Annotated in this window: 9 protein-coding genes and 1 pseudogene; 3 read left to right on the top strand and 7 right to left on the bottom strand. The window is 37.4% G+C overall.

Going from position 1 to position 13,123, the window contains the following annotated elements:
* Window positions 1-1,071 carry an AAA family ATPase gene (locus tag A0J48_RS03270; RefSeq protein WP_200320289.1) on the top strand — a complete coding sequence of 357 codons (1,071 nt, stop codon included), beginning with the start codon at window positions 1-3 and terminating at the stop codon, window positions 1,069-1,071.
* A gap of 175 nt (window positions 1,072-1,246) precedes the next feature.
* Here the strand turns inward: A0J48_RS03270 and A0J48_RS03265 are convergent, their stop codons facing one another.
* From A0J48_RS03265 to A0J48_RS03255, 3 genes are all read right to left on the bottom strand, one after another.
* Window positions 1,247-1,573 carry a hypothetical protein gene (locus A0J48_RS03265; RefSeq protein WP_200320287.1) on the bottom strand — a complete coding sequence of 109 codons (327 nt, stop codon included), beginning with the start codon at window positions 1,571-1,573 and terminating at the stop codon, window positions 1,247-1,249.
* 307 nt (window positions 1,574-1,880) lie between these two features.
* A complete protein-coding gene (locus A0J48_RS03260; protein ID WP_200320285.1) occupies window positions 1,881-2,840 on the bottom strand; it encodes an orange carotenoid-binding protein in 960 nt (319 codons plus the stop codon).
* A gap of 410 nt (window positions 2,841-3,250) precedes the next feature.
* On the bottom strand, window positions 3,251-5,434 hold the full coding sequence (locus tag A0J48_RS03255) for a recombinase family protein (RefSeq protein ID WP_200320283.1): 2,184 nt from the start codon (window positions 5,432-5,434) through the stop codon (window positions 3,251-3,253).
* A 176-nt stretch (window positions 5,435-5,610) separates the two neighbouring features.
* On the opposite strand from A0J48_RS03255, the gene A0J48_RS03250 reads away from it, so the two are divergent.
* Window positions 5,611-6,924: a proton extrusion protein PcxA gene (locus tag A0J48_RS03250; RefSeq protein WP_200320281.1), complete on the top strand. Its 1,314-nt coding sequence runs from the start codon at window positions 5,611-5,613 to the stop codon at window positions 6,922-6,924.
* Between the two features lie 166 nt (window positions 6,925-7,090).
* Window positions 7,091-8,401, top strand: coding sequence for a murein transglycosylase A (gene mltA / locus A0J48_RS03245; protein WP_200320317.1), 1,311 nt, complete (start codon window positions 7,091-7,093; stop codon window positions 8,399-8,401).
* Window positions 8,402-8,619: 218 nt separating this feature from the next.
* Here mltA and modB read toward each other — a convergent pair whose 3' ends face one another.
* From modB to A0J48_RS03225, 4 genes and pseudogenes are all read right to left on the bottom strand, one after another.
* A complete protein-coding gene (modB, locus tag A0J48_RS03240) occupies window positions 8,620-10,428 on the bottom strand; it encodes a molybdate ABC transporter permease subunit (protein ID WP_200320279.1) in 1,809 nt (602 codons plus the stop codon).
* Window positions 10,429-10,659: 231 nt separating this feature from the next.
* Window positions 10,660-10,968 (bottom strand): glutathione S-transferase family protein, encoded by a 309-nt coding sequence (locus A0J48_RS03235; RefSeq protein ID WP_234300693.1) that lies wholly within the window; start codon window positions 10,966-10,968, stop codon window positions 10,660-10,662.
* 64 nt (window positions 10,969-11,032) lie between these two features.
* The gene (locus tag A0J48_RS03230) at window positions 11,033-12,295 is read right to left on the bottom strand and encodes a flavin monoamine oxidase family protein (RefSeq protein ID WP_200320277.1); all 1,263 of its coding nucleotides are present in this window, start codon (window positions 12,293-12,295) and stop codon (window positions 11,033-11,035) included.
* A gap of 114 nt (window positions 12,296-12,409) precedes the next feature.
* Window positions 12,410-12,993 (bottom strand): annotated as a pseudogene (locus A0J48_RS03225) (transposase); the annotation flags it as partial.
* Between the last annotated feature and the right edge of the window lie 130 nt (window positions 12,994-13,123).

Genomic DNA, 13,123 nt, shown 5'->3' with positions numbered 1-13,123 from the left:
ATGAATAATATCACCCAAAATTCAATTAATATCCCTAGATATCCTCCAGAATTTCAGCAAATCATCACCGCCAAAAATCACAACTTTGTCGGTCGTGAATTTGTCTTTGCTGCAATTAATAATTTTCTTAACCAATATGACCGGGGCTATTTTACTATCATCGGTGAACCGGGTATTGGTAAAAGTGCGATTATTGCTCATTATATCAGCAAAAATCCGGGAATTGTTTATTATAATGTAGAAATTGCTGATCCCCCCCAGCCCCCCTTAAAAAGGGGGGAGTATGAGCAATTTTTGATGAATATTTGCACTCAATTAATAGAAATTGCCCAACATCAAAGCGGTAAAAATATAACTGCTAACTTGACAGATTATACCACAGAAAATAGTGGTTTTTTATCGTTATTACTGCAACAAATCAGCGATAGATTAAATCCAGAACAAAGGTTAATTATTACTATTGATGGCTGTGACAGAATTGATATTAATAATCAACAACGTGGTTCAAATCTATTCTATTTACCCCGTTATTTGCCAGAAAATGTTTATTTTATCCTTACTCGTCGTCCGTTTCTATCAGAAAAATCAGGTTTATTAATTGAAACACCTTCCCAAAGTTTGGATTTATCGAATTACCCTGAACAAAATTGTGCTGATATTCAGGAATATATCAGAAATTTTAGCGATCAGAATATTAATGATAAGTTACGACAAATTAGTGAAAATGAAACTAATTTTATGTATGTTAGCGAAATCTTGACAGCTATTAATCAAGATATTGATCCTGAAAATTTACAATTTTATTATCAAAGTCATTTAGATAAAATGAATTTAACAACCAGTCAACAGCAAACAATGGCTTTACAGGTGTTAAATGTTTTAGTGCAAGAGCAATCAGTTACAATAGAAACGATAGCGGAAAGATTAGATGAAGATGAATATGACATCAAGGTGATTTTAGATAAATGGCGAGAATTTTTACGTTTAGAATCAATAGAAGAAGAAAACTATTATAGTCTTTATCATCCTAGTTTTCGTGATTGGTTGGGGCAGAAGTATAGCCTTTTCTAGGCTACTGAGGTACACCCAAACTTTGCTGGTTAATATTTTTGGATTTAAAGATGTACCTCACTAGATCGAGAAACGCTATATAGGGGATTATAAATCGCGACTACAAAGGCAAAATCAGCCTTTGCGGACTAACTTTACAGTGATATTCAGATAAATGAATGACAGCTATACCCAGCTACATCCGCGACAGAACAGCGACCTTGGATAGCTTGCCTTTATCCAGTCCTTCCAGTTCATTCAGATGTAGCCAGCCTTCCTTGATTAATCCAGCAAAGACAAAGAGGAGAACGGAGTATTGGTAGTCGTACTTACCCTCAACTTCATGCCTTTTAGCACTCAAGAAATCGTGTAACCGCCAGAGATCGCCCAAGTTCACGAGCGTACTTGCCTCCTTTTGAACTTGTTTAAGCAAAGCCTCAATTTCTCGTTCGTAGGCTTGATCAAAGGCTGTTCGAGCTATCTTCTTTTCAATTTCCGTCCACTCAACTTCACTTGCTTGCATGATTCAACCTGAAATTTGTGCGTTAGTTATTTGGTGAGGATTGTTTTGTTTGTCCAGAGTAATTGATCGCTCTTGGTTAACGGGACTTAGACAAAAAAAGATGGATGAAATAGCCTCAAATGATATCACAGAGAGATTTTGACATCGTTTTGGTTGGTTTCTTGATATATTTGGGTATCAGGCGTTTTTGGGTGTTTGATGTATTTTTCTTAGCAAACAATGGTTTGAGGCTTGTTTCATCGTCAAAAATGTTTCAGTCTGGTTAAGAGAGCGATCGCTTAGTGATTTACTTGTCTCTAATGTTTCCCTAGCGAACTAGGTTCAGAAGTTCTTTGGGAGAAGCTAATAAGTCAATTGCTACGAAAAAGATTTTGCCTTCAGGGTTGAGCAAGAACCGCCAAGCCATGTTCATGCCTACTGCTGCGCCAAACCAAGGGGTCTGAACTTTGCCTGTCACTTTCACCTGAGTATAGCCATCTTCTGCGGGTTCAGCGACACCGCGCTCTGGTATCAAATTGAGGTTCTGACACTCTTCCCGGAAAAACCGCAGGATTGCATCTTTGCCCACGATTGGTCTCTGGAAAGGAGGCTGCAAAGCACCGTCTGCCACGAATAGTTTGATCAGTTCATCAAAGTCATTTGCATTCAAGTTGTTCATATAGCTCAACACTGTTGGATTGTTGAGACCTTGAATCTTGACTTGAGTGCGCTGAGAAATTTCTCTGGGGGCGACTACAGGTTCAGAAATTCTGGTGTAGCCTTCTAGTTTACTAGCATCAAACCCCATGTCTACAACAGAGTTCCGCAAGACGGTAATCTGTTGTCCTTGATCCAAGGTTTTGAGAGTTTCCAATACGGCATTAGCGTTAGCTGATAGCTTGTAGCCAGCCGGAATTGGCGCGACAATGCCTTGCTCCATCCATTCCCCAAGCTGATTCCAGAAACCGAGCTTAATATTAGGCGACCAAGTAGCATAGGTACGGCAAATGGGGGTATCTGCGTGGTTTGCCAGATCGCACATAACCTGAGTTTGCTCAGGAAAAGTCATTTTCTTGATTTGGTTCAGGATTCCTTCTGCAAACTGCATACTAGCTGCGCCAGGAGCCGCAACCGTGATGGTTTTGCCCATTTCTAAGAAAGCGAACCATGTCCATGCCAGTTGATCTTCGGCGCTGAGTTGGTTGAATCGAGCGGTTAAAGCTGGCACAGCATCAGCCGACAGTGTGTTGGGGAAAATACCACGGGCAGAATCGATAGTAATTGCCATATAGAGGAATACCTCACTAAGTTTTCAACTGGCCCAACGTGGAGCGAGACTTACAGTTTTGCTCCCCAACCAAAATATCACAAATCTTTACAATAATTAAATAAACTTTATATATATTTAGCTCAAAAATCTGGCAAAACAAGGAGAGTCAAGACTGCTGGTTGATCGTTACCATCTGCGTCTAAGGCTTCTGTGTGTTGATTGCACCTAAACCACACCATTGACCCTAGGCATCGACCGAATTTAAATATGCTTATCCTAGTAGAGATGTTCCATGAAACGTATCTACATTCTTTTCACCAGATGTCTACTGTACTTGGGTATTCTGCGGTCGAGAAAATTTTAATTCTGCCATTGAACAAGTACTTTTAAGTAATTGCAATCATCTTTATAGTTAAATTTAAGTCCTATTAGGAAATATTAACCGCCCCAGAAGCATGAACTAAAGGTAACAGGGGACCGAGTTGTTCCTGTCCATTTACAGCTAAATTGCTGTGACACAAATAAATTCTCTGGGAAACACGAGCAAGTAAATCTGCTATAATGCGGCGTAACCTTTGCGTTTCTGCTTCTTGTTCATCTGCTGCTGTCCAAGGTTGGCCTAATCTATCCCGTAAGAACAAAGGCGCACCGTACAATGTGGCTGCACCACCTTTAGCCCAGAGGGGTGAACCGGCATCTAGCCAAAAATGCCATTTGTGATTTCTGCGACTAGCACGGTATTGGAAAATGGTGGCTAGGGTGACGGCTTTTCTGGTATTACCGATGGGACGCAAGGGGTAAGGGTTAGCGGTAATCGTACCACGGCGTAGGAGTTGAATAAATTCTGCAATCGCAGTTGTAGATGATGGCGGTTGTAGGTCGATTGGTTTTAATCTGGTGTCTACTTCCCAGTAATGTTGGGCGGTTTCTAATAATTCTCGCAGTGCGGCTAGTTGTTGATATGGGGGGCTGCTGTTTTGGCAGAGAAAGTGTTGAATAGCTAGATATAATAGGGAAATGGGACTAGCAATGATACCCTCTTCTAGTTGCGATCGCTGTTGTTCTATCCACTGTAATATCTCACCATAGGCTTTACTGGCTGCATAGCCGATTCTATCCCAGCGTTCAAAGGTTTTTACTTCTAGTAGGTGGGGGTTGTCTGGATGGGGTACAAAGCAGTAATCTGCAATTAAACCAGCCCTGACAGGATCTATATCGGTACTGTGTGTTGTATTTTGAGTGCTAAGTTCTGAAACAGTTTCTAATTCTAAAGTTGGTTTTTTCCGACTTAATACAACTAACATTTCTGCAACTTCATCTCGGTCTACCAATCTTCCCAAACCAGGATAAACTAAAGCTAGTAAGGTGAGTAAAGCTCTTATCTCTGGTGAACTAATTAGAGGAAGTTGGTCATTGAGAGATTCAACCAGAATATTTTGCTTAGTTAATATTTCTATCAAAGTATAACGGGCGATCGCATCTAAACCAGGCGCAATAATCGCCACCTCTTCTGGTGCAACTATTCCTGATTTTATCGCTCCAATCACCTCTTCTGCTGTGGCGCGCAAAAGTTGAGCGCGAGAACCAGTTTGAATCGACTGCACAAACTTTGGTAAACTTAACATTGCCATTGGTTCGGTGATTAACTCTACCATTTGTGTAGTTAGTTGATAGGCCAAACTATTTTGAGTGGGACTAACTAAATTTTCTACCCGACAACGTTTCGCTAACCCTTGTAGATATTTGGAATCTGCACCCAACCCCCAACGCACCGCCCCTTCAGAATTATAACTAAACGCCCCAATCGCACCATTATCTAATAAAAACTCAAACAAATTCCGGGCTATGGCTGGATAATCATCCACATCATCTGCTATTACTCTTTGATATCGTTGCATCAGCCGCTGCTGATAATTACTATTAGTTAATAGATGGTGGTTGTAAAGTTCTGTTATTAATGCATAAGTCAAAAATCCCCTTTCTAAACACCAATTACGCCAATTTAACAGCAAAGAACCGAAAAATTCTGGTGCTAAAATATTGCCAGTTTCCTCTAAACCTGTTTGCAAAATCTTAACAATTTCTTCACAAGATGTACCACTATAAGCTGCTAACTGCCATAAGTCTAATATCCGCCTCACTAGACGGTACTCATTCACTCCCGCACGTTGCAAAGTTTCTGCATCTAGTTGCGAACGCCACAGTTTAGTTGCTAATTCTTGCTCAGTTTCAGGGCGCAATCTTACAGGAAATTGTGCTTTAATTTGTAAAGATTCAATTAATAACGGCCAGAATAAAATCACTTCATCCTGAATAAAGCCCAAAGTTGTTTTAGCACGAATTGGGTATTTTCCTGAAGTCAAAGCCACAATTTGATCACTTAAGACGCGGCGATTATCATCATTCGCTGCTAAAACCAAAACCCCTGGTTCTGTTTGTCTAAGATTTGAGGTTTTAATAGTATTTTTATATTTCTGCTGCTGAGGTTTTTTAGTATAAAATAATTCTGTGTGTTGGTTGCCAATTTGTACCCAATGACAAAACTCCCAAGCCAAACGAGTCGTCTTACCGCTGCGACTACTACCGACAATCCAAACAGAATCAGAAACCACAAATCAACTCCTTCTACTTTTGTTAGTATAACTTTTGCGTTAACTTAAGTTATAGCGGTTGTCAGTTGGATGCGAAAATACAGTGTTCATAAAAATCAGTTACTAAAGAACTTTGAACCCTATTCTCTGTTCCCTGCTATCAATAATCACCAAATCATGTTGGATGTTCATCGACGATGAAAAACTCTGTGCTTAGTCAAAAAATCTACTCTTTTTTACTAGCTGCTTACAGATGGTATTTACTGACACCAGAACGCTCTTTAGAAGAAGCTTATCAATCAGCTTTGAAGATTAAGGAAATCGAAGACAAGCATTTTAATGGCAATAAAATATGCCCTGACTCTGCTATGTACAGTAGTAGTGTCATGGATTATTTTCAGACAGAGTTAAAGAAATTATTAAAAAATGTCCGAATGCGGTTGACAGAATTTAAAGCCAGCCGTTGGTTTTCTAATGAATCTAAGCAAGCAGCAGCCGCTAAAACCGGGATAGAATATCCCAATCCAGCTTCAGTTTTAGAGAAACTAGAATTTATTGATCAAGTCATTGCTAAATACATAAATAATGATTTAGAAACAACTCCTGTCAATTTAGTTTCTCCACCTAAAATTGTAGCAGATAATGGAGCTATTGCCCAACCGATTACAGCAAAATCATCATTGCCAAACAACGGTAGTAAACCCAAACGAAAAACGGATACTACAGGTGTTTTACCTCGGTCAATTTTAAGTACCATCACTCGTCTCCAAGTAGAATTAGATCCAAATTCTGAACAAGACGTAGTGCAGAATTTCCGCCAGACGCAAAAAAGAACAATTATATCTATTCGCTTTCTATTGTTATTAATAATAGTACCACTTTTAACTCACCAAATAGCTAAAGCTGTAGTAGTAGGTCCGGTGGTTGAGCGTTTTAGAAATGGGGAAACCGTGGAAATTTTTATTAATGAGGAAATGGAAGAGGAAGCATTGGTAGAATTGCAAAAATTTGAAGAAAGAATCAGGTTTGAAAATTTAATTAGTAATGCCCCGCCGCTATCCGTTGAAGCTATAGAAAATCAGATGAAAGAGAAAGCCCAAGAAGTAGCAGAGGAGTTTCGGCGTGCAAGTGCCAACGCGATTAAAAATGTATTTGCCGATATTTTTTCAGTAGTTGCTTTTATTTGGCTGTTACTTATCAGTAAGTCTTCTATTTCTGTTCTCAAAGATTTCTTTGATCATATAGTATATGGATTGAGTGATAGCGCCAAAGCATTTATTATTATTTTGTTTACTGATATCTTTGTAGGATTTCACTCTCCCCACGGTTGGGAAGTAATTCTGGAAGGTATATCAAAACACTGGGGTTTACCAGCAAATCGAGATTTCATCTTTTTATTCATTGCTACATTCCCCGTGATTTTGGATACCATTTTTAAATATTGGATTTTCCGTTATTTAAATCGCATTTCACCTTCTGCTGTTGCTACATATCATAATATGAATGAATAAATTCGTAATTTGTAGTAAGCATTCAGCCGTTAGCCGTCAGCCATCAGCTATGTACCTGAAATATTAAAATTTCCAGAATGAACATAAACAGATAATCCCTAACATTCCTGAAATTAAAAAGTCTGAATACTTACAATTAATTACTCTTGCCTTTCACCTTAAAATGATGAAAAAAATATTTAATACAACTGTTAGTTTACCCGTTTTTTTGACAATTTTTTTATTGGAAATGCCAGCCATAAAAAATCCAGAAATAAACAATCCAGCTATAAAAAATCCAGCTATAAAAAATCAAGATATCGTTTCTCCAGAATGCCAAATAACGAAGTGGAATTTACCAGTTGCTTTGAAAACTGACAGCACTAAAAATTCACCTGTACTTGTCCAAAGATTACCTGTTGGCTGTTGTGAAAATGATGCTTCTTGTTTAGATGAAAGAATTTATGGTGGTGTTCAAGATAAAACCGCAGATAAAAAGGCGTTACTCAAGTCTATGGATCAAAGTTTAAAATATTTAAGAACTGCTAGGGCTGCGGCTGCTTATCAAAGATATAAAATTGCTGGAATTACAAGAGATAGAGTTTATGGCAGTTTGCAAAGATTCCGCCAATTAGTGTTAACAACAAATTCTCCTCAAGAATTACAAGCAGCTATAGAAAAAGAGTTTGTCTATTATCAATCTATAGGTAGAGACAGTCAAGGTACAGTTTTATTTACAGCTTATTATGAACCATTATATTTAGCTAGTCGAAAACCCACCAAAGAATTTAAATATCCTGTTTATCGCTTACCACCAAATTTAGGTTCTTGGCCTAGACCTCATCCCACCAGATTAGAATTAGAAGGTGCAGATGGTTTACAAGGTGCTAAAGGAAAGTTAAAGGGTTTAGAGTTATTTTGGTTTCGAGACAGATTTGAACCTTATATCATTCAAATTCAAGGTTCTGCCAAATTAAAATTAACAGATGGAACGCAAACAAGTATAGGTTATGCTGGGAATACAGCGCATAATTATAAAAGTTTGGGACGAACATTAATAGAGGCAGGAAAACTACCAGAAAATGGCGTAACAATGCCGACAATTTTTGAGTATTTTCAAAAAAATCCTCAAGATTTGAATATATATCTTCCTCGTAACAACAGTTTTGTATTTTTTAGAGAAACTAACGGTAGACCAGCACACGGTTCTGTCGGTGTACCCCTAACACCAGAACGTTCCATCGCTACTGATAAATCTTTAATGCCTCCTGGTGCTTTAGCTTTAATTCGCGCACCTTTTCCCTTTGCTAATAATAAAGGTGAATTGGAACATCGGATAGTTAGCCGTTATGTCTTAGACCAAGATACAGGTGGTGCAATTAAAGGTGCGGGTAGGGTAGATTATTATTTAGGAACTGGCGACATCGCAGGCGATCGCGCAGGTGTTACAGTCAGCAATGGACAGTTATTTTATTTGTTGTTAAAAACTGAGAAATAGGGAATAGGTGACAGGTGACAGGTGACAGGTGACAGGTGACAGGTGACAGTGAATAGAAATAGGGAAGTTATTTTATTTATTGTTAAAAACTGAAAAATAGGGAACAGGGAATAGGGAGAAAAATTCATTCTTTCTTCTGAACTCCTGATAGCGCAGCGTGGCGTAAGCCATACTCCTGATAGCGTAGCGTGGCGTTAGCCATACTCCTGAACTCCTACCTACTCTTCCATCAACATCAACCTCACAGGATCTAAATGTACATACCAAGGAAAAGGTAGGTCTTTAATTGTCACCCATTTTTCCTTATAAACTTCCGCTTGCAAGTGATAATCATGAATATTTTCCGCCGGAGAATGTAACTTTAAAAATAAAGTCATGCGGTGGGGTGTTTCACTGGTTCTGACTAACCAACAGGGAAAAGTATTTTCTTGGTTAGGGTCATTGGTAAAAACAATTTGATGGGCGCGAATACCAATGTGATATAATTGATTAGGAATGGATTCTACAACATCCAAAGTACAACCCCAATCAACAGCTTCAACTTTTTGCGATGACACAAAAACAGCGCGAGAAAAGTTTTTACATCCAGTAATTTTAGCCACATTCATAGTTGCAGGATGCTGGAAAATTTCATATTTAGAACCATGATGTGCTTCTTTCCCATGTTCTAAAACTAATAAATTAGGACAAAGCCTATATGCTTCTTCCATATTATGTGTAACAAATAAAGTCACCCCAGAATAGTCAGCTAAAGTTTCCGTCAATTGTTGTTCTAACTGACTGCGTAAATGTGTATCAAGGGCAGAAAACGGTTCATCTAAAAGTAAAGCTTCTGGTTGACTGGCCAACGCCCTAGCTAAAGCTACCCGCTGTTGTTGACCTCCTGAAAGTTGGTGAGGATAGCGATCGCCTAAACCCTGTAATTCCATTGCTATTAATTGCTTTTCTACCTCTAATTTAATATTTCCATTAGATAACTCTTTAGGTAAGCCAAAAGCGATATTTTGCGCTACTGTTAAATGGGGAAATAAGGCATAATTTTGAAATAAAAAACCGATTTGGCGATTACGGCTAGGAACATTAATTCCTTTTTCGGAATCAAATAAAACTCTATCATTTAATACTATTCTGCCTTTAGTTGGTGTTTCTATCCCGGCAATGCAACGGAGAATCATGCTTTTTCCTGCACCAGAACCACCCAACAATCCTAAAGGTTGATTATCTGTATTAAAGGCAACTTGAAGATGGAAACTTGACAATTTTTTTTCAATGTCTAGAAATAAGCCAGATGAAGAAGTAAGAGGTAATGCTAAGGATTGATTTTCTAGTTCTATTTGCCTAGTTTCTGCTTTATCTTTGCTTCTAAATTTATGCTTACTTTCTTGCCACAAGTTAGTTAAAATAATACCTGATAGAGAAATTGCCACGATTACAATTGCCCAAAACCAAGCTTCATTCATATCACCAGCTTCCACCGCAAAATATATCGCCATTGGTATATTCTGCGTTTGTCCGGGAATGTTACCAGCTAACATCAAAGTTGCACCGAACTCACCTAAAGCACGGGCAAAAGCTAAAGTTGCACCTGCTAAAATTCCAGGTAATGCTAAAGGTAAACTCACTCGCCAAAATATTGTAAATTCCTTAGCACCTAGAGTTCTCGCTACTCGTAACAAATTAGCATCAATTTGTTCAAAAGCGCCCAATGAAGTTTTATACATTAAAGGGAAAGAAACCACAGTTGCAGCGATCGCCGCACCATACCAAGTAAATACTACAGTGAAGTTAAAAGGTTCCATCAATTTACCAACCAGACCATTTTTACCAAACAATAGCAGCAGTAAAAAACCCACAACTGTAGGCGGTAAAATCAATGGTGCAACGAATATCCCCTCAATTATAGATTTCCCTTTACCTCGATATCCCAACATCCAGTAAGCAGCAGTGATACCCAAAAAGAAGGTGATAAAAGTCGCTAAAAATGAAGTTTTCAGCGATATCCAGAGGGGTGATAAATCCTGTGGCATATTTTTTTAAATCCAACTTAGTTGGTATTATAACATAAATTACATCCAAAAACAGATACCCAACTTCTGGAAAAAATCGGGGATTGATAATATTTAAATTACTCATGTCACGGTTTAGTTACCAAATATTCTTGATTGAATTAACCGCAAATTATGCAAAGTAAGCAAAGGAAGATCACAGTAATTTTAAAGTGGTAAAGAGGTAGTTATTACCTCTAAGAAAATCACAAATTACCGATTGCCTACAGTATTTTTAAATGCTGGTCTTGCTGATATTTTATCCAGATATGCAACAATACTAGGATATTGACTATAATCGACCGATAAGAGTAATTTTGCAGAATGCAAATAGTAAGCAACTGCTATATATCCACCAGTGAGTTTTTCACTTAATACAAATGATTGTTGGTGCAAAATTTGATTAAGTGCCGCCAGTAAACTGGGCATTTCTTTTTCCCGTTTTTCTGCTATAAATAAAGCTGGTGAAAGGGTAGAATTAGCAAAAATTACCCACGGTTCAACTTTAGCTCTTTCTGACACATTTATTATAGTTGATTTTATGAGATATACTAGACTTTTGACCTTTAAATTTTGACTGACATTACTACCTCGATAAATGTACGGAATTATGAATTTGTTGAGCAGTTTTAATTCCTGATTCTAATGCTCCTTGTATCCATCCTCTAATTACAGAAGTATGTTCGCCCGCAAAATATATTTTCCCTTCTCTCCTACCAATTTCCTGAAATAATTTGTCTTCTTGATCAATAGTAGGATAAGCCCAACCTGCTTTTACCCAAGGATCATTATGCCAAGAATAATTAAATTCTCTCACTGGATATTGATTAGCTCCTGGGAGAATTTCTGCCCATCTTTGTAGTAATTTACGTAATCTTTCATCAGGTTTTAAAGCATCCATTTCTAAGGCACTTTTATCTTTTAGATAACCGTGTAATATGCCACGTTTACTATTAATATCCCAAGTAGGTTGCCATAGTTCTTCAGGGTGATCGCTAATCATTGCCCAACCATTCAAATTATCTTTTTCCCAAAATCTTTCAGGATATTCTACAAACATTCTGGTAGCAGCACGATAATTATAACCACCAATCATAGCAGTTTGTTTTTCTGAAGAAAGAGCAGGATCAAAACTAATTTTTTCTAATACAGTTAACGGAACAGTACAAACTACACAATCACCATAATAAACCTTTCCTGATTGACAAAAAACTCTCACTCCTAAAGAATTTTGTTCCACACGAATAACCGCATCTCCCAAATAAATTTTCCCTGTTAAAGACTTAGCAAAAGCAGTTGGTAATAAATCTAAACCTTGATCTATTTTTTTCCATTCCTGTATTTTTCCTACTGATCTTTGTACCCTGTCCACTTGGGTAGTTGCTCTAGCTAAATTTTCCCTTTGTTTTTCTAATTCATCCAATGATGATAAAGTCCTTTTTCCTTTATTCAAAGATACATATAAACCCTTATTGGGATAGAAAGGCTTCAAATTTAAACCAAAATGTTGAGTATAAGCAAAAGTTAAATTATGAGTAGAAGGAATTCTACAAGCACCAACATCAAAAAAATCTCCATAACTAAATTTATTTCTTAAAGTTAAAACTCTTCCTCCTGTGCGCTGACGAGCTTCTAAAATTCTCACTTGATGGCCAGCAGCAACTAATTCATAAGCAGCGACTAAACCGGAAATACCCGCACCAATAATAATTACATTTTGAGGAGATTTTGTTGGTTCTAATGCTCCTGGTGTTTTCGCTGTTGCTGCTATTACTTGATGATAACTAGTTGTAGTTGCTAACATCAAAGCACTACGCCATAAAAACTGACGACGATTAAACTTTAACATGGAATTTTAATGATGTTCTAACAACTTAATCAATTTGCCAAGGTCAATATTACCATCACCATGATCAACCAATTTTCAATTATTAATAATTATTATAAAAATGTTGAATATCGTTACAAAATATTTGTCTTTTTGCACTAATTCTTGCATAAAAATTAGTACCGCAAATCCCCTATCCATTACCCCTACTGCATCTAGTGGTCAGTAAGACATTATTTGTTATAGCTTGCGTAGCGTAGCCATACCAAATTTATAATCATGATTATGACCAAAATTTATCAAATTATCTTCTGGACTTCCTGTTGACAGATTGAGGGAGCTAAAAAGTTTTACCTGATGATGACCTAGAAGCCATAGTAACTTACTTGTTAACGTAATTACTGTTGAATCAATTGGAGAAATGGCGTATTTATCATGTAACTGTGGGCTTTTTTCTGGACTAATTTATTCAATTGATGATAAATCTTTTGGAAGATTTCTTGACTTCTGTGTGTGTTAGCCTTGGAAAAGGTCGAAATCCTTACATCAATCCCTGTATTGTTTAATCTTTTAAATAAGTCCCTCATACTTGTTAAACTATTATTCAAGGCATAAGCCAACCAACACTCAACGTAAAGACGGGTATTCAAAACCGGATAATCATTTTTTGGCAACCCTAGGATGTCTTTGACAATCTTGGGAAAAGAATTGATAATCATTATTAATCAATTTGTTTTAATGCTTCGCCCAAAATTTATCATATTTCGCTGCTCTTTTTATCACCTCTTTTTTAACATTCAACACTTCTGGGCAGACAGTTAAAAATTTACAAAGTTTGGTTCAAAAATG

This window comes from Sphaerospermopsis aphanizomenoides BCCUSP55, assembly GCF_001586785.1.
In the GTDB taxonomy this organism is placed as follows: Bacteria; Cyanobacteriota; Cyanobacteriia; order Cyanobacteriales; family Nostocaceae; genus Sphaerospermopsis_A; species Sphaerospermopsis_A aphanizomenoides_A.
This window is presented reverse-complemented; position numbering and strand designations above follow the sequence as displayed.

Bases quoted from the DNA above. Each gene is read 5' to 3' on its own strand.
- A0J48_RS03265 (WP_200320287.1), bottom strand. From the start codon at position 1,573: ATGCAAGCAAGTGAAGTTGAGTGGACGGAAATTGAAAAGAAGATAGCT.
- A0J48_RS03230 (WP_200320277.1), bottom strand. From the start codon at position 12,295: ATGTTAAAGTTTAATCGTCGTCAGTTTTTATGGCGTAGTGCTTTGATG.
- A0J48_RS03250 (WP_200320281.1), top strand. From the start codon at position 5,611: ATGAAAAACTCTGTGCTTAGTCAAAAAATCTACTCTTTTTTACTAGCT.
- A0J48_RS03270 (WP_200320289.1), top strand. From the start codon at position 1: ATGAATAATATCACCCAAAATTCAATTAATATCCCTAGATATCCTCCA.
- modB (WP_200320279.1), bottom strand. From the start codon at position 10,428: ATGCCACAGGATTTATCACCCCTCTGGATATCGCTGAAAACTTCATTT.
- mltA (WP_200320317.1), top strand. From the start codon at position 7,091: ATGAAAAAAATATTTAATACAACTGTTAGTTTACCCGTTTTTTTGACA.
- A0J48_RS03260 (WP_200320285.1), bottom strand. From the start codon at position 2,840: ATGGCAATTACTATCGATTCTGCCCGTGGTATTTTCCCCAACACACTG.